Here is a 23,874-nt window from a genome sequence, read left to right on the forward strand (position 1 = left end):
GTCTCACTTATCGCGGGCGATCACAAAACGTGCCGCGTCGCGCAGGGTTTGCGCGGTTTCACCATAGATAGATAGGGCATCGCAAGCCTCAGTCACCAAATCGGCCGCGCGGCGTTTCGCCCCGTCCAAACCCAAGAGGGACACGAATGTCGCTTTGCCAGCTTCCGCGTCTTTACCAACAGCTTTACCAACTGTTTCTATATCGCCAGTTACGTCCAGAACGTCGTCCCAGATTTGGAAGGCCAGCCCCAAAGCATCGCCATATTGTTTCAACGGACCAATGTCCGCGCCCGCCATTCGAGGCCCCGCGGTCGCAGACCACGTGATGAGCGCTCCCGTTTTGCCGGCCTGTAATGTCGTGATCTGGTCGAGTGTGAGTGGAGCCGAAGCGGTCTCTGCTGCGATGTCCAACGCCTGACCACCGACCATCCCACGCACGCCCGACGCATCGGCAAAAGAACGGATCAGATCTATCCGTCGCTCAGCGGTACAGTCAGCGGAAGCCAAGAATTCAAATGCTAAAGATTGAAGCGCATCACCCGCAAGGACGGCAGTTGCTTCGTCCCATTTGCGATGAACGGTTGGTTGCCCACGGCGCAGATCATCATCGTCCATGCAGGGCAGATCATCATGCACCAGAGAATAAGCATGCAAACATTCGATAGCCGCCGCGGCCTTCGCTGCGTTCGGTACGCCGTGGAGAGCCGCACCTTCGAGAACTAAAAAACCGCGTAACCCTTTTCCGCCGCGCACCGCATATCCCATCGCATCAGCGACAGGCATATCAATGCCCGAGAGCGCCTGCGCGATTTCAGCCTCAGCCAGATCGCGAGCGCGGGTTAGTGCGGCAGTCAATGACATTAGCCAGCGTCCAGCGGTGCCGTTCCAGTCGGTGCGCCATCGGCGCCCAAAGTGATCTTGGCCACTTTTTCTTCGGCTTCTTTCAGCTTGGCCTCGCAACGAGCCTTCAACGCAGCGCCACGTTCGTAAAGCGCGATGGAATCGTCAAGCGCCACGTCGCCATGCTCAAGACGGTTCACAACCGACTCCAGCTCTTTCATCGCCTGCTCAAAGCTCATTTCGTCAACGGGCGTGTCAGTCATCGGCCTCTTTCCTCCAGAACACTTACATGGGTGGCAGCGGAGGCTGCCAACGCGTCAAGGTTATAGCCACCTTCCAATGCAGATACCACGCGCCCGTTGCAAGAGGCCTCGGCAATATCACATAGGCGGTGTGTCACCCAGGCAAAGTCTTCGGTCTCGAATTCCAACTGGGCAAGCGGATCATCACGGTGTGCATCAAAGCCTGCAGAAATAATCAATAGTTCGGGTGCGAAAGCCATAAGGCGAGGGAACACTTGTTCTTCGTATACTTTGTGAAAAACGTCAGAGCCGCTGGCGGGGGGCAAGGCGATATTCAGAACGTTGTCGAACTCACCCGTATCGACAGGATCACCGGTACCGGGCCAAAGCGGCATCTGTTGCGATGTGATCGTTAGGATACGGGGATCGCCCTCGCACAACGCCTGAGTGCCATTGCCGTGATGGACATCGAAATCAACGATAGCAACACGGCGCAATCCATGGTGATCGAGCGCATATTTCGCCGCAATCGCGACATTGCCGAACAGACAAAAGCCCATTGGGATTTCTTGTTCTGCATGGTGACCGGGGGGGCGAATGGCGGCAAAGGCGTTTTTGACGTCTCCGCTCAGCACTTTGTCGACTGCGAGCAGTACAGCACCTGCAGCACGATACGCCGCCTCAAGAGATCCGGGCGACATATGTGTGTCAGCATCCAATTGCCGTGATCCCGATGAGGGCAATGCCGCACGCAGCCGATCAATGTAAGACTGCGGATGGCACCGTTTTAAATCATCGTCCGCCGCCATTGGAGCAGAAAAGCGCTCCAAAGGAATATCAGACAAGGCGTCCAACACGACCTGAAGACGGGCAACCTGTTCAGGATGTCCGTCGGGCGTCACATGGTTCAAGCAGGCGGGGTGTGTGATCAGAGCTGTGGTCATACCGCAAGGAACCCCAATCCCATCCGTCCGTCAATCAGGCTGCAACATGTAACCCGAACCGCGAACCGTCTGGAGATAGCGAGGCTGCTTCGGATCGACTTCGATCTTGCGGCGCAGACGGGTGATCTGAACATCGACAGCGCGTTCCTGCGTTTGCCCACCAGATCGGCTAAGCTCCTCGACCAAGGTGCCCCGCGATACGGGCTCACTGGGCTTGGCGCTGAAAATCTTCATCAACTGGCTCTCGGTCGCGGTCAGGCGGATCAGATCATCACCCTTCCACAACTCTCCCCGATCCACATCGTAGCGAAACGGACCCATATTGAGAGACTTCGGCACCACGACAGCCGGAGCCGCTTGCGGAACACGACGTAAGATCGCGTTGATCCGCAAGAGCAGTTCCTTGGGTTCAAACGGCTTCGCAAGGTAATCGTCAGCGCCCGCTTCCAAACCAGCAATCCGGTCGGATGTCTCGCCTTTTGCAGTCAGCAGCATAATGGGCGTGCCCAATCGTGCCCTCAGATCGCGGCACAACGACATACCGTCCTCACCAGGCATCATGACGTCCAGAACGATCAAATCGAATTCAAGACCAGACAAGATACGACGCGCATGAGCCGCATCGCGCGCCGTGCTCACCAAAAAGCCATTCCGCATCAGGAACTTTTGCAGAAGTCCTCTGATCCGTTCATCGTCATCAACAATTAGAATATGGGCGTCATCGGCGCTCATGTCGTTCTATCCCTCAGCGCCTCGTATTGACGACGCATGTCCGTATCCATCATGGCCTCAAGAACTTGACGGAACCCCCCTACTGCTGCTGGACCTGCGGCGCGAAACGCAGCCCGCATTCGATCCCGCTGCGCATCGGACAGCTCGCGTTCTAGACGCTGGCCAGCTTCAGTGAGGAAAAGGTGACGTTCACGCTTGTCCTCTTGGCCGACCCTGCTCTCTACCAAACCGTCATCGATCAAAGCACGCAACACACGATTAAGGGACTGTTTTGTAACACCAAGAATAGACAGGAGATTATTGACAGTCGTGCCTTGGCTTCGATTGATAAAGTGGACTGCACGGTGATGCGCCCGTCCGTAGCCTTTTTCTTCGAGGATGCGATCAGGGTCTGCCGTGAAACCGCGGTAGGCAAAATACATCGCCTCGATCCCCTGCCGTAGCTGTTCATCCGTCAAAAACAGCAAGGACTGTCCGCTTGGCACGTCATTCATGGCCGAAACCCTTCTTTCGTTCACCAATAGAATACGTCAGCCTTGTTGACATTCCAAGCCTTCACTGTTAGCGAATCTCATGAATTCACGCAATTTTACGATAGAAATCGTAGTGCGTTGAGAAATAAATGAAAAGCAGAGGGTGCACTATGGCTGGCTATGATGATCGTGACGGTAAAATCTGGATGGACGGCCAGTTGGTCGATTGGCGCGACGCGAATGTCCATATTCTGACCCATGCGCTGCACTACGCATCGTCCGTTTTCGAAGGTGAGCGCGCTTACAACGGCAAAATCTTCAAATCGGTCGAACACTCCGAACGTCTCCTGAAGTCGGGCGAAATGCTCGACATGCCGATCCCCTACACCGTTGAAGAAATCGAAGCTGCGAAGAAAGCTGTCTTGGATGCGAACGGCCTCACCGACGCCTATATCCGCGTCGTCGCTTGGCGTGGCGCTGGCGAAGACATGGGTGTTGCATCCGCTCGCAACCCTGTCCGCATGGCTGTGGCCGCTTGGACTTGGGGTGCCTACTACGGCGACGCAAAGATGAAAGGCGCAAAGCTGGACATCGCAAAATGGAAACGTCCGTCGCCAGAAACTATCCCGACCGCTGCAAAGGCGGCTGGTCTTTACATGATCTGCACGATGTCCAAACACGCCGCCGAAGCCAAAGGTTGCTCCGACGCGCTGTTCCTCGACTATCGTGGCTACGTGGCTGAAGCCACCGGCGCGAACATCTTCTTTGTCAAAGACGGCGAAGTTCACACACCAATTCCGGACGCGATCTTGAACGGCATCACCCGTCAAACTGTCATCGGCATGCTGCGCGACAAAGGCATCAACGTAATCGAGCGCCGCATTCAGTTGGAAGAGTTGGCTGACTTTGAACAGTGCTGGCTGACGGGCACCGCGGCCGAGGTCACACCCGTAGGTCAAATTGGTGACTACACTTTTGAAGTTGGTGAAATCACCCGCTCTATCGCAGAGGACTACGAAGCGCTTGTTCGCGCCTAATCGTAAGCTTTGATGAACATTGTGTCGCCGTAGGTTAGCCCTGCGGCGACATTGCTTTTCGGGTCTTGGTTCGTTCGAGCCCAAGCTGACGTTCGCGCCATATGATCAATATGCCAGCAAAGATCACGACGGACGCACCAATCAACGTTGTGCTTGTCGGCACCTCATCAAAAAATGCAAATCCAATGGCGATCGAAAAAAGCATCGACGAATATTCGAATGGTGCCACGAACGACGCATCCGCAAGCCGATAGCTTGAAGTGAGAAGGATCTGACCGACGCCACCAATAATACCCGCAAGCACCAAAAGTGCGGCCTCTTTGGGCGTCGGCACGACCCAGCCCCAGTAAATCGTCAACAACGACAGTCCAGTGGCCGTGACGGAGAACCAGAATACGATCGATGAGGTCGTCTCAGTCTTCGTCAGTTTGCGAATAAAAACCTGTGCCAAGGCTGCTGTGACAGCAGACCCCAGCGCCAGAACCGCGCCAAGTGTCTCTGACACATCGATGACATCGACCGATAACCTTGGTGCCATGATGATCATAACCCCGACGAGGCCGACAGCGACTGTCATCAGTCGGAACAGGCGGACCGGTTCATTCAAAAACATCGCAGCGAAGACAACCACGAAGATCGGCATCGCGTATCCAATTGCCGTCATCTCAGGTAGTGGTAAAAGGCCCAACGCCCCAAAAGTCATGGCCATCGCAGAGGTGCCGATCACGCCGCGCCAAACGTGGTTCATTGGGTTTTGCGTTTTAAAACCAATCCTCAACTCTTTGCGCATCGCGAGCCAAACAACGATCACTGGAATGGCAAAGAGGGATCGAAAGAAAACCGATTGTCCTGGTGGAACATGGTCTGAGACAGATTTGATGATCCCCGCCATGACAACAAAGAGAAGCACCGACAATACTTTGAAAATGATGGCTCGGAAAAACTGCATAGGTCGCCTTTGTTCTAGGGACCTTGTAGCACTCAATGGGCGCGCGCCAATGGGTATTCTGAACGCTAGGCGGCGCGCCCTGAAAACACGCCGCCGTACTGATCACTCAGCCTTTGCAACCATGGCACCTGCGATCTTTTCAGATACGATGCCAAAGACGTTGCCTACAATGAGCGAGACCGCGATCATCATAGCCGCCTTGCCAAGAGCGGCAGTATCAGTCAGCGCAACACCCGTCAGAAGCGTACCCGCTGCTGTTGATGCATGGCCGTAAACGCCCGCTGGAATGGTGGCGAGGGCGGGCAGATGCGCGCCCAGCACCAGAACAACCACTGAAACACCCACGATGATGGATGTGACAATGACGGAGCCAGCGACCGATCCGACAACGAACAAGGTCACGGCAGCGACGGCCACGCCCCAGATGTGGTTAATGCTGTTCTTAGTCAGAGCCTCAAATTTTCCGCCCGTGTGGTAAAATGCGCCCCAACCGATAAAGAGCGCCCAGACCTGTAGACCCGCTCCGTTACCAAGGCAGACCCATGTTGCCACGGCCGCCAATACACCGATTGAAATCGCTAATGCATTAATCAAGTTCATAGTTTCTCCTTCCCTGTTTACCCCTCTCCTCTGAGGGCAAGCGAAACGGTAGAGAGAAGCCTGTCCGGCGGGTATTAGACCTTAAGTTGATAAACTAAAGTCGAATACCACTAATGTTAAACGGAATTTTTACCCTGAAGTTGACGCCATCTCGTGGCTTTTGCCTCAATCGGTTGGATCAACAAGTATTCGATCAACAGCATGATCACGATAAACGCGCCAGAGTAGGCCAACACGCGCGCCACATCGAACATCTGGAAATAGAGGTGAATTTGAAACCCAATCCCGTTTGATCGACCTAAGAATTCGACAACGAGAACCAGTTTCCAAATAATGGCCAGCCCGTTACGCGCACTCGCCGCCAGGAACGGAGCCAACTGTGGAAGCACGACATGGCGTAGACGCTGCATCGGCGACATGCCAAAAACCTTCGCCATTTCGGCCACTTTTCTGTCCATCGCCCGCGCGCCTTCGCGCAGTGTCACGATGACGAGGGCGGTTTTGTTAAAGGCGACCGCGATTATCGCCGAAAGATCATTCAAACCGAACCACAGGTAACACAGAACGATCACGACCAAGGCGGGCAGGTTTTGCGCAAGTATAACCCATGGCTCTGCCCATCTGTTCATTCGCGGCAGCGTGCCCAGCATCACCCCAATGATCGAACCCAAAACCATCGCAACCACAAAGGCAGCGGCAACGCGCTTGAGCGTTTGCCAGAGGTGAAAGGGCAGACGCCCCGAGTCGATCTCGGACAGGATGAGTTTGAAGACAACGATTGGATCGGGAAAAATCCTTGGCGTGGCGTAGATCATGCTGACCACCCACCATAGCGCGATCATCCCCGCCAGCGATCCAGCGAGCACAGCCATGCGTGAGAATAGTCCCGTCATTTGAGGCATCACAGCCCTCCCTATGGCTCACCATTTCGCCTCAGTGGGCCCCAAGTCAACAAAGCCAAGCGCAGGTCAAGACTTAGGTCGTATGGGTCAAACCTCAGTGCATGCATAATGTTTCGCCATGCGTTTGATATTGAATTCCCTCAGGTCGCTTTTGGTTGTGCTGTTGATGAGCCTCTTCAGCACGCAAATAACACATGCCGAGACCATGACCCGCGAACAAATGTCAGAGTTTGTCAGTGCTCCAATGGCGCTGGGTGACCCTGTAAATGATCGCGGCGTCTGGGAGTTGCTGAACTCTGGTGGAGCGCACGTTGGCTACGTGTTCGAAACTGGAATGCTTGCGCCCTTACCTGGCTTTGCTGGCGAACCGATTAATATGTTCGTAGCCATCGACCTCGAAGGGCGGTTCATTGATGTGCGGCTCATCTCTCACCACGAACCCATTTTTGTATCGGGTCTAGGCGAGGCGCCGCTCCGTTCGTTTTTGGAACAATATAGGGGGTTGTCGATATCTCAGCCCATCGTAGTCGGCACACCCTATGGCAATGCGTCGGACGGATCGGCGCTGGTCTATTTGGACGGTGTGACCAAAGCGACGGCCAGCGTCCGCATTGCGCATGAATCGATACTGGCGGCCACGCGCACGGTTGCGCAGGAAAAGATGCAAGGCGTTGCCTCGGTCCCGCCCGCCACGCCAAACATGACCTATCATGAGGACCTAGACTGGCCGCGCCTTATAGAACAGGGATTGGCCCAGAACATACGTGTGACCAACGCAGAAGTCGAAGCGGCGTTCGAAGGCACCCCCTTTGCCCGAACTGACGCCGAAGCTCTGTCCGATCCAAATGGTGCGTATCTGGACCTTTGGATTTTGGATATCGGACCGCCAACGATTGCCCGAGCAGCATTGGGTCAGGACACCATCGATCAACTAGAGGTGCTTCAACGGTTAGTACCGTCCTCAGAGATGATCCTCTTGATCGAGAACGGACGGCACGGATTGGTCGGACCTGATTTTGTCCGAAACACCTCGCCCGACTGGGTGTCAGCAACGCAAGATGGTTTGCCCATTCAGTTACGTGATGCGGATGTCTCGGTCGATCTCACCAGCGGTGGCCCAGATGGTTTTGCGATGATCCTTCGAACGGATCGCCGCCTCGGGTTTGATCCCTCACGCGATTGGGTTCTCCATATTGATGCCTTACGCGAACGCGGCGTTTTCCAGCCCGAGATTGGTCGGATCACATTGGACGCAGAATACACTGCTGCGCCTCGGTTCTTTATCAGCAATACGGGTCAGCCGATTGAAACGTCACCACTCAAAGAGGCCCTTCGCAATCGCCAAACCGACCTGATCATCGGCGCGATATTCGTTACCGCACTGCTGATAGGCTTAGGCTTTGGGCAAAGCTGGATCGCAGAAAAGGCGCGCCTCACCCCAGTCCGCCTTTCGATCCTCGCCTTTGTCACGGTGTTCGTCGGTTGGTGGGGACAGGGTCAGCTGTCCATCGTTACAGTCACAGGCGTCTTGCAGGCCCTCGTCAAAAATCAATCGATGACGTTCCTCCTCTACGATCCATTCTCATTGCTGATTTGGGGTGCCGCCATCGTTGGATTTGTCCTTTGGGGTCGCGGGCTGTTTTGCGGCTGGATGTGCCCTTTTGGTGCCTTGCAGGAATTCTCACACCACCTCGGGCGATTGCTGAGGCTCCCTCAGATCAAGGTTTCAGACCCTTGGGACAATCACCTCAAATGGATGAAATTCTTGGTACTCGGAACCTTGATCGGCGTTGCCCTCTTTGCACCCAGCTACAGTGTGAAAGCCGCAGAAGTAGAGCCATTCAAAACCGCAATCTCAGTCTTTTTCGTCCGCAACTGGTATTACGTTGCCTACGCCTTGTTTTGGCTAGTGCTCGGGATGGTGATTTTCAAAGGGTTCTGCCGCTATGTCTGCCCACTCGGCGCCGTCATGGCAATCGGCGGCCTGCTTCGAGGCCGCAATTGGATCGAACGCCGCGAAGCCTGCGGCACGCCGTGTCAATTGTGCAAGGTCCGCTGCAATTACAATGCGATCAAGAAGGACGGCGCAATTGCATATTCGGAGTGTTTTCAATGCTTCGATTGCGTTCAGATTTTTGAGGATCGCAAACAATGCGTTCCACTGATCCTCGCTGATCGCAAAGGAGCAAAGCCATGATCACCCGCCGCCGTGCTCTCAAGATTTTTGCTGCCGCCGCAATCTTGCCCACGGCATCATTCGCACTGGATAGACGCTATGCGCTGGGCGCTGATGTTTCGATGAATTTGCGTGGACCAGATGAAATCACCACCGCCGCTCGCGCTGCGGCTTGGACTGAAATTGATCGCATAGAAAACCTGTTTAGCCTCTACAAAGAGTCTGATTTAACCCGACTGAACCGTGATGGAGTGCTCCGCAATCCTGCGCCCGAGTTCGTTGAACTGCTGAAACTATGCGACACGATCCATCGCGCAACAGGTGGTCGGTTCGATCCCACCGTGCACCCCCTTTGGCTAGCTCATGCTCACGGAGGCGACATCGCCGCCGCGAGGGCCAATACGGGGTGGCACAGGGTCGAGGTCACTCACGATTTAATTCGTCTTGCGGACGGGCAATCCCTCACGCTGAATGGCATCGCACAGGGCTATGCCACTGACCGCGTGACAAAGATACTCAAGGACCACGGGCTAACGCATGCGCTGGTCAATATCGGGGAATACAGCGCCCTTTCTGGTCCTTGGCAGCTCGGGCTCTCTGATCCTGCGTTTGGGCAACTCGGTCAATTCACACTCTCAGATCGTGCGACCGCGACCTCTAGCCCCGCCGCGATGAGGCTTCCAGACGGCACGGCTCACATCATTGATCTTACGGGGGCCAGCGACATTCCACAGTGGTCGACAGTTTCCGTTTGCGCGCCCAGCGCAGCAATTGCCGATGGACTATCAACAGCGCTCTGCCATGCAACAGCTGTCGAAATTCCCCTGATCGCAGCACGTCTCGACGTGCCACTCACCATCCGCCTCATTGATCTGTCGGGCAACCTTCGCACCCTTTAAAACAGAAAGGCCTCCGTTTCCGGAGGCCAATCTTACCCAGAGGTAGTTGGGTTTTATTTCGCAGCAGCAACCGCACGTTTGGTCATCACCTTAATCAGGTGAGCGCGATATTCCGCGTCACCATGAAGGTCGTTGATCAAGCCATCAGCCGACGCGGTCAGACCTTCAACCGCATCCGCAGAGAAGTTCGCAGACAGTGCAGCCTCAGCATCGGTCCAACGGAAAACACCGTTTTCAGAAGCGCCTGTCACCGCAACACGAACGCCGTCCGCGTATTTGGCGACGAACACACCAACGAGGCTGAAGCGCGATGCGGGCTGAACGAACTTTTGATAGTTCGCTTTTTCCGGCACTGGGAACTTCACCGCTGTGATGATTTCGCCTTCGTTCAGGGCTGTGGTGAACAGACCCTGGAAGTAGTCATCCGCAGCGATCTCGCGGTTATTGGTGACAATGGTCGCGCCCGAAGCAAGAGCCGCAGAGGGGTAGCACGCCGACGGGTCGTTGTTAGCCAACGAACCACCAATAGTGCCACGGCTACGGACTGCTGGGTCACCGATATTGGCCGCAAGAGCAGCAAGCGCCGGATAAGCCGATGCTTCAGCTGCGACGGTGGCGTGGGTTGTTCCACCGCCAATGGTCAAGGTTCCGCCATCGGCGCAAACCCCTTTCATTTCGTCGATCGCCGAAAGGCTAACGAGTGTGGCAGGTGCTGCCAAACGTTGCTTTAGTGTTGGGATGAGAGTCTGACCCCCACCCAATGCCTGAGCCTCATCACCAGAAAGGGCGGCGACGGCTTCGGCCACGGTTTTGGGACGGGTTACGTCAAATGCATACATGATACGTCCTCCTCTTACTGGTTGATTGCTTTCCAGACGCGGTGAGGCGTCAGGGGCATGTCGATGTGCGGAACGTTCTTACCACCAGAGGCAAGAGCGTCGATGACAGCGTTCACAACTGCAGGCGGGGAACCGATGGCACCAGCCTCACCACAGCCTTTCACACCCAGCGGGTTGTGAGTGCACGGTGTGCAGCAGGAATGGTCAACGATATAGAACGGAACGTCATCTGCACGCGGCATTGCGTAGTCCATGTAGGACGCAGATTGCAGCTGACCGTTTTCATCATAAACCGCCGCTTCGAGAAGTGCCTGACCGATACCTTGAGCGATACCGCCATGGACCTGTCCTTCTACGATCATCGGGTTCACCACATTACCGAAGTCATCCGCAGCAGCGAACTTCTCGATTGTGACTTTGCCAGTTTCTGGGTCAACTTCGACCTCACAAGCATATGCACCAGATGGGTAAGTAAAGTTGGCTGGATCGTAGAATGCCGTTTCTTCGAGACCTGGCTCGATGTCTTCCAGCGGATAGTTGTGCGGGACATAGGCCGCGAGGGTAACGTCGCCCCATGCGCATTCTTTGTCGGTACCAGCGACGCTAAATTTACCGTCCTTCAGTTCGATGTCTGCTTCAGATGCTTCCAGCAGGTGTGCTGCGATCTTTTTCGCCTTGCGAATGACCTTTTCAGCAGCACGCACCATCGCTGAACCACACACAGCAAGCGAACGGGAACCATAGGTACCCATACCGAACGGGATCTTAGACGAGTCGCCGTGAACGATGTCCACTTGGCTTTCGTCGATACCGATCATCTCTGCGATAACCTGCGGGAAGGTGGTCTCGTGGCCCTGACCGTGGCTATGTGCACCGACCATGACCGAAATCGAACCCGTTGCGTTCACACGAACGGTAGCCGCGTCATAGAGACCTGCACGAGCGCCCAGCTGACCAACGAGGTTGGACGGTGCGATACCGCATGCCTCAATGTAGCAGTTCACGCCCAGACCACGCCATTTGCCTTTGGCTTCAGACGCTTTGCGGCGAGCTTCGAACCCGGAGATATCCATGATCTCTTCCATACGGTCCATCGTCGCGATGTAGTCACCAGTATCGTATTCCACAGCAACCGGAGTTGCGTATGGGAACTGTGTGATAAAGTTCTGACGACGCAGAGCAATCGGATCAACACCCAGTTCGCGGGCCGCCTTATCGACCAGACGTTCCAACTGGAACGTAGCTTCAGGACGACCGGCGCCGCGGTAGGCGTCGACTGGAACGGTGTTGGTAAAGACCGCCTTAACGTTCACATAGATCAACGGGGTTTTGTAGTTACCCGCCATCAGCGTGCCATGGAGCCATGTCGGGACCGATGGTGCAAAAGTGGACAGATATGCGCCCATGTTTGCATAGGTGTCCGTTCGGATCGCCATGAAGTTATTGTCGGCATCCAAAGCCAGTTCAATCTTGGTCTTGTGGTCGCGACCATGAGCATCCGACATGAATGCTTCGGAACGGGTCGATGTCCATTTCACCGGACGACGGATCTGACGCGATGCGAATGTAACAAAGGCTTCTTCCGCGTAATGGAAGATTTTTGTGCCGAAGCCACCGCCAACGTCAGGTGCAACAACACGCAGTTTGTGCTCTGGGATACCCAGAACAAATGCGCCCATCAAAAGACGGATAACGTGCGGGTTTTGCGAGGTGGTGTAGAGCGTCGATTCATCGTTCGCTTGGTTATAGTCACCAACAGCAACACGCGGCTCCATTGGGTTCGCGACGAGGCGGTTGTTGATCAACTCAAGCGTGGTAACGTGCGCCGCTTTTTCAAACGCTTCATCAACTGCCGCCTTGTTTTCTTCAACAAAACCCCAGTCGTAGCAGAGGTTCGATGTCAGTTCGTCGTGAACCTTTGGTGCATCGGGAGCGAGTGCAGACACCATGTCCACAACAGCAGGAAGCTCTTCAATGTCGAGTTCAATGGCTTCGGCAGCGTCGCGCGCTTGCTCTTTGGTTTCCGCAATAATCGCTGCAATCGGATCGCCAACGTGACGGACCTTGCCGCGTGCCAAAACGGGGTGACCCGGTTCCTGCATCGGTTGGCCGTGACGGTCAGTGATCTGCCATCCGCACGGAAGACCGCCGACGCCCTCGAAATCCGCACCTGTAAAAATGCGAACCACGCCAGGCATGTTTTCAGCTGCTGAGGTGTCGACCGATTTGATGATGCCGTGTGCAACATCGGACCGCAGGAAATGCACGTATGTTTGGCCGTGCAGGTTGATGTCATCTGTATACTGACCTTTACCGGTCAGGAATCTTACGTCTTCGCGCCGCTTTGGGCTGGCGCCGATACCATGATCTTTAGGCATTTATTCCTCCCTAGACTGTTGTCGACGCCGCTTACTCAGCAGCGATTGCGCTTACGTCCTGCCCGCTGGCCGCCATGATCGCCTTCACGATGTTATGGTAACCTGTGCAGCGGCAGATATTGCCTTCAAGGTGGTGACGGATCTCAGCCTCGGTGGGCTTGGGGTTCACCTTCAAAAGCGAGGACGCAGCCATGATCATCCCCGGAGTGCAGAAGCCGCACTGTAGTCCGTGATGTTCCTGGAAGGATGCCTGCAGGGCCGACATTGTGCCGTCCGCGTTGCCCATACCTTCGATGGTGGTAACCGTCGCGCCGTCTGCTTCGAGCGCGAACATGGTGCAGGACTTCACCTGCAGCCCGTCCACATGCACGGTGCACGCACCACACTGCGAGGTATCGCAACCAACGTGGGTTCCCGTCAGTCGTTGCGCATCACGTAGAAAATCTACGAGTAGCGTCCGACCTTCAACTTCGCCGCTTACGGACTTGCCGTTCACGGTCATTGTGACTTTGGTCATGTTTCTCCTCCCTGAAACGATTGGGCTCAGCCGCCAAATGTGCGTTTGAGCCAGCCTTTCTTCACTTCCGCCTCGGTCGCTCCTTCTTCGACGGCTCCGCTCTCCTCAGCGGGGCCTTCGACGACCGATTGGAATTTCGTAAAAAATTCGTCTGCCAATTTACGGGCAACACCATCAATGATCCGACTACCAAGCTGGGCAATCTTACCGCCAATCTTAGCCTCAACATCATAGGACAGCTCTGTGCCACCTTCGACTTCGGCAAGGCGCACCTTCGCACCACCTTTGGCAAAGCCAGCAGGACCACCTTTGCCTTCGCCACTAATGGTGCAACTTTCGCCTTCGACGATATCGGTCAACTGAACGGCGCCCTTAAAGGTCGCCTTCACCGGGCCGATTTTTTGGACGACTGTCGCCTCGAAACCTTCTTCAATTGATCCGGCCATCTCCTGACAGCCTGGGATGCAATCTTTCAGAACTTCGGGATTCAGCAATGCGGTCCAAACCTCATTTTTGGGTGCATTGATCACGCGGGAATCAGAAAGTTCCAAGGTTTCCTCCATCTTTATGCACCCAAGCTAATCCGATGGGCGCTAACATTCATATAAGACTAAAGGGCTAGACCCTAACGTTCTGGGGCCAAAAAGGTCAGCCCATAGTTTTCAAAAATCTGCTCAATCCGACCGTCGTCCAAAGCAGCAACAATGGCATCATCAACAGCGTAGCTAAGGGGACGGTACGACATGTGGACCGCAACACCAACAGTCCATTTGCCAACGGCGAAATTTGGCAAAGGCGGTGCGTAAACTTCTGTCTCATCACTCGCCCAGTGTTCCAACCGTGCCAAAGGCCCCATGGCCGCGCGCACGTCACCCGCGTCAATCGCTTGCACCGCGTCGCCTACATCAGGGTAACGATGGATATTCGGAGCCGCAGCCATTCCCAACAAGTTGGTTAGGTAGAAATCAGCGATAGTGTCATTTTCCACCCCGACTGGGTCAAAGCGGAAATAGGGCGGTGTTGGCTGACTGTCCTCGTAGAACACTGGATCATATGCGATGCCGATCGTGTCAGCGTAGACCTGCCCCGTAAATGTCACTTGCTCGACCCGACACCCAAGATCACTGTTGTATGGAATGTGCATCATCACGTTCGCGACCGACCCGCCGACAACGGGACCTTTCCAAATCCAGTTGCGCAAATCAGCTTCGACGTTTTCGCCCGAGGTCACGTATTTAAAGCGCGGCTCGACGCCCAGCGCTTCGGCAATCAGACGGGCGATCTCGACGTCTACACCACGATCTTCGGCACCGTCTTTCCAGCTGTATGGGGGAAGGTCTTCGTAAACGGCGAACTCGATCCATCCACGTTCAACAATCGTGTCCAGATCTGCCCCAACATAATCGCGAGCCGTATTCTGGGGGCGTGCGCTCGGCGCGTAATCTTCGCACCGAGCATTTGCAAAATTGACCGACCCGATTGCGAATGCAATCGCTAGAATGGAACGCGCTAGAGCGGATCGGCTTTTAGTCATCAGTGCGCCGCCGACAGACCAACGGTAAGGATTTCGCCTGCATGTTTGTAGCTCTCAGGCGTATCACTGATGGAACGCGCAGCTTCCCATGCGATGGAGACAGCCACAGGTGCACCGGACAGGGTTTCGATGCTCGACGCAATTTCATTAAGTTCGGTTTGAATGGCGGCAGCATCGCCATCACCACCCGTAGACATCGACATGAGCAGATCACGCAACTCCATCAAGCGGGGAGCTTGATCTGTGACCATCACGTCATCAGGACGAGTTTCGATATAGGTGCGGATCGCCCAGCCCGCTTTCTGACCGAGGATTTCACCGAACGCAGGCATCTTTGTAGTGCCATTTTGAGTATACCCATGCTGAAAGCGCTCAACGAACCACTCGTCGCCGTATTCTTCGGCCTCAAGGAAACGAAGGTCTGGAGCAAGACCGCCGGAAATCACGCCTAAACCGTGGCAACGTGCGCAGTTCTGGTTGTAGCCGGACGAGCCGATCTCAACAGCTTTGAGCCATACTTCGTCACCTGCTGCTTCAGCGCGGTACGGGTTCTCACCCAACCATTCGTCACCTACATCAGGCAGAGCATCGGTATTAATCGGCTGAGGCGCCACGTCGCCATGAGCATGTGCCAGTGCCGCAACCGCGATGAATCCGGCTGCGAAAATCGACGTCTTGCGTGACGTTTTCATGAGTGTTCCTCCTCGAACGCATGTTTGGCGTTTTGATTGCCATGCTCTCGTCACACTAATCTATGCGACCTTGGTTTAAGGGGAGCCACGACGATAGTCGTATTCGCCTCGCCTCTCTGAGGCCCTAGGCTGCGGCTAGGGAGGATCACTATGAAGACCGTAACGCGCACATTTTGCGGGCTTTTTGCGCTTTGCTTGGCTGCACCTGTCGTTGCCGAAACCGTTGTGAATATTGCCTACCTGCGTCAAGAAATTGACAGGCCCCCTGTTCTATCGAACCTCGATGCCGTCCCCGAAGACGAAGGAATCGCTGGTGCTTTTGTCGGACTCGAGGACAACATCACCACGGGGAAATTCCTCGGCCAGATTTTCATGCTGGATATTCGCAGCGTCCCAGTAGGTGGCGATCTTGTGGCGGCCGCCAACGAAGTTCTGGCCTCTACCGACCTCATCTTGATTGATGCGCCCAGCGCAGACATGACCCAGATCGCTGATCTGGAGGCAGCTAAGGATACCTTGTTCTTTAACGTCTCGAACTACGACAACGCGCTACGGGATGACGGATGCCGTGCAAATCTGCTGCACACACTGCCAAGTTACGCGATGCGGTCGGACGCCCTGATGCAACTCCTACAATCGCGGCGATGGACCGACCTCGTGATGGTGTCGGGCACCCATGAATCAGACATCGCGTTCGCAAACGCCTTGCGGCGGTCAGCGACTAAATTCGGCCTCCGGATCAGAGATGAAAAGGAATGGGTTTTCGACGCGAATATGCGCCGCGCCGCCAGCGCCGAAGTGCCTTTGTTCACCCAAGACTTTCCCAACCATGACGTGATGCTTGTCGCCGATGAAACGGGCGACTTCGCGCGGTATCTGCTGTTCAACACTTGGGAACCCGTGCTCTTGGCTGGATCCGAAGGCGCGCAACCTGTCGCGTGGTCCCCCGTGATGGAGCAATGGGGCGGCGTTCAGCTTCAAAACCGTTTCGAAGAGTATGCAGGCCGCTCAATGCGTTCGGTCGACTACGCTGCTTTCGCCGCCATTCGTGCCATTGGCGAAGCCGTCACACGGACGGGATCAGCTGATGCCTCCGTCTTGCGCGACTACATCTTATCGCCCGAATTTGAACTCGGCGCTTTCAAGGGCCGCCCGCTTTCGTTTCGGGATTGGGATGGCCAGATGCGTCAACCCATCCCTGTCGTCCACGCACATGCGGTGATCGCGGTGCCACCAATGGACGGCTTTTTACACCCAGTTAACGAGCTCGACACACTCGGGATTGATAAACCCGAGTCCCGCTGCTCAGCGTTTACGGAGTAGTCCATGAAAAAGATTTTGATTCCCGCTTTATTGGCAGCAAGTCCTGCGATGTCTGGTGAGATTTGGGTCACCAATGAACACGACGATACTGTCAGCGTCATCGATACCGAAACCTACGAGGTCACCCGCACAATCGAGGTAGGGGAACGCCCCCGAGGCATCACATTCTCCAAAGACTATTCGGTCGTCTATATCTGCGCATCCGACAGCGACACGGTGCAGGTTATAGACCCTAGTACAGGCGAAATTCTACACGACCTCCCGTCAGGCGAAGACCCCGAACAATTCGCGCTGCACCCCGACAATCGGCACCTCTACATCGCCAACGAAGACGATGCGATTGCCACCGTGGTCGATGTCGAAACCCGCAAGGTCATCGCCCAAATTGACGTAGGCATTGAACCAGAAGGCATGGCAATTTCTCCGGATGGCATGATTGCAATTACGACCTCTGAAACGACCAATATGGCGCATTGGATCAACACAGAAACGCACGAACTGTTCGCGAACACTCTGGTGGATAGCCGCCCCCGTCACGCAGAATTCACCCACGATGGAAGTCAGCTTTGGGTTAGCTCGGAAATCGGCGGAACGGTCACCGTGTTTAACGTGGCCGACCAATCGGAGATCGCGAAAGTCAGGTTCGAGATCACAGGCGTTCACCCCGACAACATCCAACCTGTCGGCTTTGAATTTACCGAAGACGGTGAAACGGTATTCGTTACTTTGGGTCCGTCGAACCATGTCGCGACGATCAACGCGAAGACCTTTGAAGTCGAAGACTACATCCTCGTGGGCCGCCGCGTCTGGCACATGGCATTCAACGACGACAACACAGAGCTTTACACCACCAACGGCGTGTCTGGAGACGTCACGGTGATTGATGTTGCAAGCCGCACACCGATCCGCACAATCAAAGTCGGTCGGTTCCCTTGGGGCGCAGCATTTCGACCGACTGAGTAAAGGACGACTAAGTGAGCGCACTCCGCGTCAGCGATCTGCACTACCGATACGGCTCGAAGGTGGCGCTAGATGGCGTCGGCTTTAGCATTGACGAGGGTCGGTTTTGCGCGCTCCTCGGACCCAATGGAGCAGGAAAATCCACGCTTTTTTCCCTGCTGGCTGGTCTTCTGGCGGCTCCGGAAGGTGGAATCGCTATTGCGGGTCATGACATGAGAACCCAGCCGAAGGCAGCGCTCGCTCGAATGGGGGTCGTGTTTCAACAAACCACACTCGACCTTGATCTGACGGTCGCGCAGAACTTGCGCTATTTTGCGGCACTGCATGGATTGACAGGTCGTACAGCGGCAAGCCGAATTGATGAAGCGCTTGATCGTTTGGACATGCTAGAGCGTGCATCTGAGAAAGTCCGAGCCCTAAACGGCGGTCATAGACGACGGACAGAGATCGCACGCGCACTGCTGCATCGACCTGCCGTCATGCTGCTGGACGAACCAACTGTTGGACTCGACGCTCCGGCCCGAGCCGCGATCACGAACCACGTTCATGATCTCTGTGACGACACACAAATGACGGTTCTATGGGCGACACATTTAACCGACGAAGTCCGACTGACCGACGAGTTAGTTATCCTTCATAAAGGGAAGGTTTTGGCATCTGACACGGCCCACCGCATCGCCGGTGACCGCCCCCTGCAGGCTGCGTTCCTCGAAATGGTCGGTGAAACAGGATGATATACTTCACCGCCCTCATCGCCATTATTCAACGCGAGGCGCTCCGCTACATCGGTCAACGAGAGCGCTTTATTGCGGCCCTGGTCCGTCCGCTGGTTTGGCTTTTGGTCTTTGCAGCAGGATTCCGTGCGGCGCTCGGCCTTTCGATCACGCCGCCTTACCTGACTTACATCACCTACGAGATTTACATCATCCCTGGGCTGTGCGGCATGATCCTGCTGTTCAATGGGATGCAGTCGTCACTATCGTTGGTCTACGATCGTGAAATGGGATCAATGAAGGTGCTTTTGACGGCCCCTCTGCCCCGTTGGTGGTTGCTGTTCTGCAAACTATTCGCAGGTGCTATCATCAGCATCCTACAATGCTACACCTTCCTACTAATCGCGGGAATCTACGGCATTCGGATGCCCACGATTAGTTACGTCACCGCATTCCCCGCCCTGTTGGTAGGTGGGCTGATGCTAGGAGCCTTGGGCCTCGCGCTCTCATCGTTCGTGAAGCAATTAGAGAACTTCGCAGGTGTGATGAACTTCGTAATCTTCCCGATGTTCTTTCTATCCTCTGCGCTCTACCCTCTCTGGAAAATGGCCGAAGCGGGCCGTTTGTTGCACAACATTTGCGCCGTGAACCCCTTTACTCAGGCTGTCGAATTAATCCGATTTGCACTCTATGCTCAGTTCAATCAGCCCGCACTTGGCTGGAGCCTTCTCGCAACTGCTGCATTTCTCGCGCTGGCAATCTGGGGCTACGACCCTGCCCGAGGTTTGATCCGCAAAAAGGGCTGACGCCGATCTACGACCATAGGAAGGGCGACTTTTCATCGGGTTTTCGCTAGTCTCAACGGATAGGGAGGACGATGCATATGTTTAAGTTTGCTTTCATCATCGCAATTTTAGCGACACCAGCCTTGGCCGAAGAAGATGATCTATCGCTCTACGGAGACCTCAACCGAGAAGAGCTAACCATGGATCGTATCCTCGAAGATATGAGCCGCGGCGAGACGTCGATGACAGGCTGCGCTGCGGGGTATTTTATGACCAAAGGTGGCAATCATGACAGCGCCCGTCTTACCTTTGAAACCTGCGCAGATGCTGGCTATTCCGCCGCGATGTCTTGGATGGCCTATATGGAGGACAACGGGTTTGGTGGCGACGGCTACATCTACCCTGAGGCCGCGGCAGAATGGAACCGTCAGGCCGCCGAAGCGGGCGATCCAGTCGGCATGTTTAACCACGGTATCGATTTGATGCGCGGCTGGGGCGTCGAACAGGACAGCGAGGCAGGTAAAATATTTGTCGATCAGGCTGCATCGCAAGGCGTCGAAATTGCTCAGCGCCTGCGTGGCGCAGACTATGATTTAAACGAAATCACGCCTGACGCAGACAACCGGAAATTCTCGCCGTTGTTTTAAACAACGACAGCAGGTCGGCCATCCAATCGAACGATGCGATCCGCCAATCGTTCGGCTTCACGCTCTTCATGCGTGATCAGAAGCGTTGCGGGCTGATCATCCGCCCTGAGCTTTTCAAAGAGTGTCATCATTTCTTCGGCCAAGGACGGGTCAAGCGATACGAAAGGTTCGTCCATCAGCAGGATATCAGGACGCAGGGCGAAAGCCCGCGCGAGCGAGAGGCGCCGCTGTTGTCCGAGGCTGAGTTGATCGGGGAAAAGGTCGGCCTTATCTGCCAATCCCACTCTGGCTAGATGATCCAAAGCATCGCGTTCGGAAATACGCGTGGCGAGGCATAGGTTCTGCGCCAAGGTTCGCCAACGAAGCAAGGTCGGTTCTTGGAACACGACGGCTGGAACACCGCGCAATCGGACTTTGCCATGATAACCCGTCTCAAGCCCCGCAATGATCCGCAGCAACGTCGTCTTACCGATCCCAGATGGCCCCGTCAGAGCAACGGTTTCACCACGCGCGACATCAAGTGTGAGCCTGCCGAGAATTGGCGTTCCCCTAATCGCGAAACCGTCCAATTCGACCGACAAAACGGCCGAGCCCGCCAAAGCGGGCTCTGTCATTTTTCTGAGAGTGGCCACCACTTCTTAGTTCCGTGGCTGAAGGAATATGCCCGAAGGCATTTCGGTCATGTCACCCACTAACTCTGCACCACCAAGTTCAATCATAAGCGCCATCATGCGCGCCGCGGCTGCTTCATCAACTGATCCAGCCGCAGGAATACCCGCGATAAAGCCCGCTTTGAGAGCTTCAAACTGCTCATCCGATCTCGCGTTCATGCGATCCCGCAAACGATCCCACGCAGCAGAATCAGTTGCAAGGAGCGCCTTGGCATCGGCTGAGGCATCGGCCAGCGCGTAAACCAGGTCAGGATTTTCGGCGAAAGTTTCACCATGCACCACATAACCCAAAAGCGGTGTTTCCGGATCTAGTCCCAACGCCTCTGCTGCGGTCGAAACATCGACCAGACTGTGCATACCACCCGCTTCCATTTTCGCAGCCCAATGCCAGAAATTGATTGCGCCTTGGGTTTCGCCAGACAAAGCCGTTTCGGCAATCAGCGGCGGGGCGCCAAAGACCTGTTCAGTCTGCGCAACGAGGTCCAAGCCGAACTCTTGCTGCGCGTAGGCCCGTAAGATCAGCCAGCTTTTATCAAGAGGCCCACCAGCGATCCCAATCTTTGTGCCATCAAGATCAGCCAAAGTCTGCGCGGGGCTATCGTCTTTCACCAATAGACCGCCTACCGCTTTGGAGTATGGAATAAAGACCAGATCAACGCCGGCTGCCTTTTGACGTGCAACCCAGAGCCAATCCGACACAATTACATCCGCTTCACCGCCCAAGAACGCAATCTGGGAAGCGTTGCCACCACCCATGCCCGTCACTTCGAGGTCAAAGCCATGATCCGCGTCGAACCCATAATGGGTAATCGTGTCCAACTCCCAGTTCACGGTGCCCGATTCCATGACCGCAGCACGCAAAACTGGCGTTTCAGCAAAGGCCGAAGAGGCTGCAATCACGGCACAAACAGCCGCTGAACCCAGCGTCTTGAGTAAAGTCATTTATTCCTCCCTAGTTGAAGGAACACTATCAGCGCACAGCTTTGCGGAAATACGACCATAGGCGCAATTGCTGCAGTTGCATCTACGACCATAGCTACGACCATGGTGTAATTCCCCTTGGATTAAACGCTCCCAATACTTGCGGCGGGGAGGAAGTGCGGAGTCCATCCGTCCTTCTTAAGACCCTCGAATTCGAGAACGGGAGGAACAGATGAAGCGTTTCATCATGGCCGCGTCGGTCAGCCTTATGGCACTGGCATCAACGCAGGCAACCGCACAGGTCACCGAAGAAGAAGTGGCCAATGACCAAACCATTACAGATCAAATCGTGACCAACGGTATGGGTCGTAACCTTCAGCGTTACAGCCCGTTGGATCAGATCAACACTGACTCAGTTCAGAACCTCGTGCCTGCGTGGGCGTTCTCGCTTGGCGGTGAAAAACAGCGCGGTCAGGAAACTCAACCGCTTGTTTACGATGGCATTATGTATGTCACAGGTTCCTATTCGCGCCTTTACGCTATCGACGTACATACTGGCGAAGAAATTTGGCAATACGACGCGCGTCTCCCCGAAGGCATTCTACCTTGCTGTGACGTGATCAACCGTGGCGCTGCGATCTACGGCGACAAAATCTTCTTCGGGACACTCGACGCGCGTCTGGTCGCATTGGACCTGAAAACTGGCGACGTTGTCTGGAACAAGAAAATTGCGGATTACCGCGCTGGCTACTCCTACACAGCAGCACCCCTCATCGTGAACGGCCTCATCATCACAGGTAACTCGGGCGGTGAATTCGGTATCGTTGGCGAAGTTCAAGCACGCGACACCGAAACAGGTGAGCTCGTCTGGACCCGTCCGGTGATCGAAGGTCACATGGGCACCCTGAATGGCGAAGAATCGACCATGACTGGTACGCTCAACGCGACCTGGCCGGGGGACATGTGGAAAACTGGCGGCGGCGCAACGTGGCTCGGTGGTTCGTATGACATCGAAACCGATACACTCGTCTTCGGTGCTGGTAACCCTGCTCCTTGGAACTCGCACCTTCGCAACGCCGGCACACCTGTTGAAGGTAATGCAGGCGATAACCTCTACGCAGCATCCCGCCTCGGCATCGATCCCGCGACTGGCGAGATCAAATGGCACTTCCAAACGACCCCGCGCGAAGGCTGGGACTTTGACGGTGTGAACGAAGTGGTTGCCTACACTGACCGCGATGGAAACGACCGCTTTGCAACCGCTGACCGAAACGGCTTCTTCTACGTTCTGAACCGCGAAGACGGTGCGTTCGTGAATGCAACGCCGTTCGTGCGTGACATTTCGTGGGCTTCGGGCATCGATGAAAACGGTCGTCCGATCTACAACGAAGACAACCGACCTGGCGATCCAACCGCGGCATCTGATGGCGACAAAGGCGAAATGGTCTTTGCAGTTCCATCGTTCCTCGGTGGTAAGAACTGGATGCCGATGGCCTATTCTCAGCGTACCGGTAACTTCTACGTTCCGTCGAACGAATGGGGCATGGATATTTGGAACGAACCTGTGACCTACCGCGAAGGCGCTGCCTACCTCGGTTCGGGCTTCACCATCAAACCGCTGTTCGAAGATTACATCGGTTCGCTTAAAGCGATCGACCCAGATTCGGGCGATATAAAGTGGGAATACCGCAACGAAGCTCCGCTCTGGGGTGGTGTTATGACCACGGCTGGCGGTCTGGTGTTCTTCGGCACACCTGAAGGCAAGTTCATCGCACTGAACGATGAAACTGGCGAAGAAGTTTGGTCCTTCCAGACGGGTTCGGGCATCGTTGGTCAGCCTGTAACATGGGAAATGGACGGCGCGCAGTATGTGTCGGTCGTATCTGGCTGGGGTGGCGCTGTTCCGCTCTGGGGTGGCGAAGTTGCAAACCGTGTGAACTACCTGAACCAAGGTGGCATGGTTTGGACATTCAAACTCGCTGGCTCTTAATCTAGCCAAAATGAACTTTGGGAACGCGCCTTCGGGCGCGTTTCTTTGTTTTTGACATAAGACCTTTGTGTCGTAGGAGGATGGCCGCTACCCTGTTAGCCTAGGGTTCC

The 23,874-nt window shown here is 55.2% G+C and carries 25 protein-coding genes; 9 read left to right on the forward strand and 16 right to left on the reverse strand.

Going from position 1 to position 23,874, the window contains the following annotated elements; genetic code table 11:
- Positions 1–3 precede the first annotated feature (3 nt).
- Genes BSK21_RS13650 through BSK21_RS13670 form a run of 5 tightly spaced genes read right to left on the reverse strand, consistent with a single transcriptional unit; the run spans position 4 to position 3,252 of the window.
- Complete coding sequence (locus BSK21_RS13650; protein WP_082959481.1) at positions 4–861, reverse strand: polyprenyl synthetase family protein; 858 nt, start codon at positions 859–861, stop codon at positions 4–6.
- Positions 861–1,103, reverse strand: coding sequence for an exodeoxyribonuclease VII small subunit (locus BSK21_RS13655; RefSeq protein ID WP_067552682.1), 243 nt, complete (start codon positions 1,101–1,103; stop codon positions 861–863). The genes BSK21_RS13650 and BSK21_RS13655 overlap by 1 nt, the downstream gene beginning before the upstream one ends.
- Positions 1,100–2,026 (reverse strand): histone deacetylase family protein, encoded by a 927-nt coding sequence (locus BSK21_RS13660; protein WP_074039045.1) that lies wholly within the window; start codon positions 2,024–2,026, stop codon positions 1,100–1,102. The genes BSK21_RS13655 and BSK21_RS13660 overlap by 4 nt, the downstream gene beginning before the upstream one ends.
- 30 nt (positions 2,027–2,056) lie before the next feature.
- Entirely contained in the window at positions 2,057–2,758 is a 702-nt protein-coding gene (locus tag BSK21_RS13665; RefSeq protein ID WP_067552679.1) for a response regulator, read from the reverse strand.
- Complete coding sequence (locus tag BSK21_RS13670) at positions 2,755–3,252, reverse strand: MarR family winged helix-turn-helix transcriptional regulator (RefSeq protein WP_067552676.1); 498 nt, start codon at positions 3,250–3,252, stop codon at positions 2,755–2,757. Before BSK21_RS13670 ends, BSK21_RS13665 begins: the two co-directional genes overlap by 4 nt.
- Positions 3,253–3,401: 149 nt before the next feature.
- Here BSK21_RS13670 and BSK21_RS13675 point away from each other — a divergent pair, with 149 nt between their 5' ends.
- Entirely contained in the window at positions 3,402–4,268 is an 867-nt protein-coding gene (locus BSK21_RS13675) for a branched-chain amino acid aminotransferase (RefSeq protein WP_067552673.1), read from the forward strand.
- A 34-nt stretch (positions 4,269–4,302) separates the two neighbouring features.
- Here BSK21_RS13675 and BSK21_RS13680 read toward each other — a convergent pair whose 3' ends face one another.
- The 3 genes from BSK21_RS13680 to BSK21_RS13690 form a co-directional block, all read right to left on the reverse strand.
- The gene (locus BSK21_RS13680; protein ID WP_067552670.1) at positions 4,303–5,217 is read right to left on the reverse strand and encodes a DMT family transporter; all 915 of its coding nucleotides are present in this window, start codon (positions 5,215–5,217) and stop codon (positions 4,303–4,305) included.
- 102 nt (positions 5,218–5,319) lie between these two features.
- Entirely contained in the window at positions 5,320–5,817 is a 498-nt protein-coding gene (locus tag BSK21_RS13685; RefSeq protein WP_067552667.1) for a DUF1097 domain-containing protein, read from the reverse strand.
- 116 nt (positions 5,818–5,933) lie between these two features.
- Positions 5,934–6,719: an ABC transporter permease gene (locus tag BSK21_RS13690; RefSeq protein ID WP_231924844.1), complete on the reverse strand. Its 786-nt coding sequence runs from the start codon at positions 6,717–6,719 to the stop codon at positions 5,934–5,936.
- A gap of 166 nt (positions 6,720–6,885) precedes the next feature.
- Here BSK21_RS13690 and BSK21_RS13695 point away from each other — a divergent pair, with 166 nt between their 5' ends.
- Complete coding sequence (locus BSK21_RS13695; protein WP_232230438.1) at positions 6,886–8,916, forward strand: 4Fe-4S binding protein; 2,031 nt, start codon at positions 6,886–6,888, stop codon at positions 8,914–8,916.
- Entirely contained in the window at positions 8,913–9,794 is an 882-nt protein-coding gene (locus tag BSK21_RS13700) for an FAD:protein FMN transferase (protein ID WP_067552661.1), read from the forward strand. Before BSK21_RS13695 ends, BSK21_RS13700 begins: the two co-directional genes overlap by 4 nt.
- A 53-nt stretch (positions 9,795–9,847) precedes the next feature.
- Here BSK21_RS13700 and BSK21_RS13705 read toward each other — a convergent pair whose 3' ends face one another.
- The 6 genes from BSK21_RS13705 to pedF all read right to left on the reverse strand — a co-directional run bounded on the left by BSK21_RS13705 (position 9,848) and on the right by pedF (position 15,754).
- Complete coding sequence (locus BSK21_RS13705; protein ID WP_067552657.1) at positions 9,848–10,633, reverse strand: xanthine dehydrogenase family protein subunit M; 786 nt, start codon at positions 10,631–10,633, stop codon at positions 9,848–9,850.
- A gap of 14 nt (positions 10,634–10,647) precedes the next feature.
- Positions 10,648–13,011 carry a xanthine dehydrogenase family protein molybdopterin-binding subunit gene (locus BSK21_RS13710; RefSeq protein ID WP_067552654.1) on the reverse strand — a complete coding sequence of 788 codons (2,364 nt, stop codon included), beginning with the start codon at positions 13,009–13,011 and terminating at the stop codon, positions 10,648–10,650.
- Between the two features lie 31 nt (positions 13,012–13,042).
- Positions 13,043–13,528, reverse strand: coding sequence for a (2Fe-2S)-binding protein (locus tag BSK21_RS13715; RefSeq protein WP_067552651.1), 486 nt, complete (start codon positions 13,526–13,528; stop codon positions 13,043–13,045).
- A 26-nt stretch (positions 13,529–13,554) separates the two neighbouring features.
- Complete coding sequence (locus BSK21_RS13720) at positions 13,555–14,079, reverse strand: CoxG family protein (protein WP_067552819.1); 525 nt, start codon at positions 14,077–14,079, stop codon at positions 13,555–13,557.
- Positions 14,080–14,153: 74 nt separating this feature from the next.
- A complete protein-coding gene (locus BSK21_RS13725) occupies positions 14,154–15,062 on the reverse strand; it encodes an ABC transporter substrate-binding protein (protein ID WP_082959480.1) in 909 nt (302 codons plus the stop codon).
- Complete coding sequence (gene pedF, locus BSK21_RS13730) at positions 15,062–15,754, reverse strand: cytochrome c-550 PedF (protein ID WP_067552649.1); 693 nt, start codon at positions 15,752–15,754, stop codon at positions 15,062–15,064. The genes BSK21_RS13725 and pedF overlap by 1 nt, the downstream gene beginning before the upstream one ends.
- A 150-nt stretch (positions 15,755–15,904) precedes the next feature.
- On the opposite strand from pedF, the gene BSK21_RS13735 reads away from it, so the two are divergent.
- The 5 genes from BSK21_RS13735 (at position 15,905) to BSK21_RS13755 (ending at position 20,182) form a co-directional block, all read left to right on the forward strand.
- The gene (locus BSK21_RS13735; RefSeq protein WP_067552646.1) at positions 15,905–17,077 is read left to right on the forward strand and encodes an ABC transporter substrate-binding protein; all 1,173 of its coding nucleotides are present in this window, start codon (positions 15,905–15,907) and stop codon (positions 17,075–17,077) included.
- A gap of 3 nt (positions 17,078–17,080) precedes the next feature.
- Positions 17,081–18,040 (forward strand): YVTN family beta-propeller repeat protein, encoded by a 960-nt coding sequence (locus BSK21_RS13740; protein ID WP_067552643.1) that lies wholly within the window; start codon positions 17,081–17,083, stop codon positions 18,038–18,040.
- A gap of 11 nt (positions 18,041–18,051) precedes the next feature.
- Positions 18,052–18,771, forward strand: a complete 720-nt coding sequence (locus BSK21_RS13745; protein ID WP_067552640.1) for an ABC transporter ATP-binding protein — start codon at positions 18,052–18,054, stop codon at positions 18,769–18,771.
- Complete coding sequence (locus BSK21_RS13750) at positions 18,768–19,556, forward strand: ABC transporter permease (RefSeq protein WP_067552636.1); 789 nt, start codon at positions 18,768–18,770, stop codon at positions 19,554–19,556. Before BSK21_RS13745 ends, BSK21_RS13750 begins: the two co-directional genes overlap by 4 nt.
- A 77-nt stretch (positions 19,557–19,633) precedes the next feature.
- On the forward strand, positions 19,634–20,182 hold the full coding sequence (locus BSK21_RS13755; protein ID WP_067552633.1) for a tetratricopeptide repeat protein: 549 nt from the start codon (positions 19,634–19,636) through the stop codon (positions 20,180–20,182).
- Here the strand turns inward: BSK21_RS13755 and BSK21_RS13760 are convergent.
- Positions 20,179–20,796 (reverse strand): ABC transporter ATP-binding protein, encoded by a 618-nt coding sequence (locus tag BSK21_RS13760; protein WP_067552630.1) that lies wholly within the window; start codon positions 20,794–20,796, stop codon positions 20,179–20,181. The two genes, BSK21_RS13755 and BSK21_RS13760, sit on opposite strands and share 4 nt — an antisense overlap.
- Positions 20,797–20,820: 24 nt before the next feature.
- A complete protein-coding gene (locus tag BSK21_RS13765; protein WP_067552627.1) occupies positions 20,821–21,795 on the reverse strand; it encodes an ABC transporter substrate-binding protein in 975 nt (324 codons plus the stop codon).
- A 211-nt stretch (positions 21,796–22,006) separates the two neighbouring features.
- On the opposite strand from BSK21_RS13765, the gene BSK21_RS13770 reads away from it, so the two are divergent.
- Positions 22,007–23,764: a PQQ-dependent methanol/ethanol family dehydrogenase gene (locus tag BSK21_RS13770; RefSeq protein WP_067552624.1), complete on the forward strand. Its 1,758-nt coding sequence runs from the start codon at positions 22,007–22,009 to the stop codon at positions 23,762–23,764.
- The last annotated feature ends 110 nt before the right edge of the window (positions 23,765–23,874 follow it).

This window comes from Marivivens sp. JLT3646 (genome assembly GCF_001908835.1).
Classification (GTDB): Bacteria; Pseudomonadota; Alphaproteobacteria; order Rhodobacterales; family Rhodobacteraceae; genus Marivivens; species Marivivens geojensis.

Coding starts and splice junctions, on each gene's coding strand:
- BSK21_RS13650 (WP_082959481.1), bottom strand. CDS start 861: ATGTCATTGACTGCCGCACTAACCCGCGCTCGCGATCTGGCTGAGGCT.
- BSK21_RS13655 (WP_067552682.1), bottom strand. CDS start 1,103: ATGACTGACACGCCCGTTGACGAAATGAGCTTTGAGCAGGCGATGAAA.
- BSK21_RS13660 (WP_074039045.1), bottom strand. CDS start 2,026: ATGACCACAGCTCTGATCACACACCCCGCCTGCTTGAACCATGTGACG.
- BSK21_RS13665 (WP_067552679.1), bottom strand. CDS start 2,758: ATGAGCGCCGATGACGCCCATATTCTAATTGTTGATGACGATGAACGG.
- BSK21_RS13670 (WP_067552676.1), bottom strand. CDS start 3,252: ATGAATGACGTGCCAAGCGGACAGTCCTTGCTGTTTTTGACGGATGAA.
- BSK21_RS13675 (WP_067552673.1), top strand. CDS start 3,402: ATGGCTGGCTATGATGATCGTGACGGTAAAATCTGGATGGACGGCCAG.
- BSK21_RS13680 (WP_067552670.1), bottom strand. CDS start 5,217: ATGCAGTTTTTCCGAGCCATCATTTTCAAAGTATTGTCGGTGCTTCTC.
- BSK21_RS13685 (WP_067552667.1), bottom strand. CDS start 5,817: ATGAACTTGATTAATGCATTAGCGATTTCAATCGGTGTATTGGCGGCC.
- BSK21_RS13690 (WP_231924844.1), bottom strand. CDS start 6,719: ATGCCTCAAATGACGGGACTATTCTCACGCATGGCTGTGCTCGCTGGA.
- BSK21_RS13695 (WP_232230438.1), top strand. CDS start 6,886: ATGAGCCTCTTCAGCACGCAAATAACACATGCCGAGACCATGACCCGC.
- BSK21_RS13700 (WP_067552661.1), top strand. CDS start 8,913: ATGATCACCCGCCGCCGTGCTCTCAAGATTTTTGCTGCCGCCGCAATC.
- BSK21_RS13705 (WP_067552657.1), bottom strand. CDS start 10,633: ATGTATGCATTTGACGTAACCCGTCCCAAAACCGTGGCCGAAGCCGTC.
- BSK21_RS13710 (WP_067552654.1), bottom strand. CDS start 13,011: ATGCCTAAAGATCATGGTATCGGCGCCAGCCCAAAGCGGCGCGAAGAC.
- BSK21_RS13715 (WP_067552651.1), bottom strand. CDS start 13,528: ATGACCAAAGTCACAATGACCGTGAACGGCAAGTCCGTAAGCGGCGAA.
- BSK21_RS13725 (WP_082959480.1), bottom strand. CDS start 15,062: ATGACTAAAAGCCGATCCGCTCTAGCGCGTTCCATTCTAGCGATTGCA.
- pedF (WP_067552649.1), bottom strand. CDS start 15,754: ATGAAAACGTCACGCAAGACGTCGATTTTCGCAGCCGGATTCATCGCG.
- BSK21_RS13735 (WP_067552646.1), top strand. CDS start 15,905: ATGAAGACCGTAACGCGCACATTTTGCGGGCTTTTTGCGCTTTGCTTG.
- BSK21_RS13740 (WP_067552643.1), top strand. CDS start 17,081: ATGAAAAAGATTTTGATTCCCGCTTTATTGGCAGCAAGTCCTGCGATG.
- BSK21_RS13750 (WP_067552636.1), top strand. CDS start 18,768: ATGATATACTTCACCGCCCTCATCGCCATTATTCAACGCGAGGCGCTC.
- BSK21_RS13755 (WP_067552633.1), top strand. CDS start 19,634: ATGTTTAAGTTTGCTTTCATCATCGCAATTTTAGCGACACCAGCCTTG.
- BSK21_RS13760 (WP_067552630.1), bottom strand. CDS start 20,796: ATGACAGAGCCCGCTTTGGCGGGCTCGGCCGTTTTGTCGGTCGAATTG.
- BSK21_RS13765 (WP_067552627.1), bottom strand. CDS start 21,795: ATGACTTTACTCAAGACGCTGGGTTCAGCGGCTGTTTGTGCCGTGATT.
- BSK21_RS13770 (WP_067552624.1), top strand. CDS start 22,007: ATGAAGCGTTTCATCATGGCCGCGTCGGTCAGCCTTATGGCACTGGCA.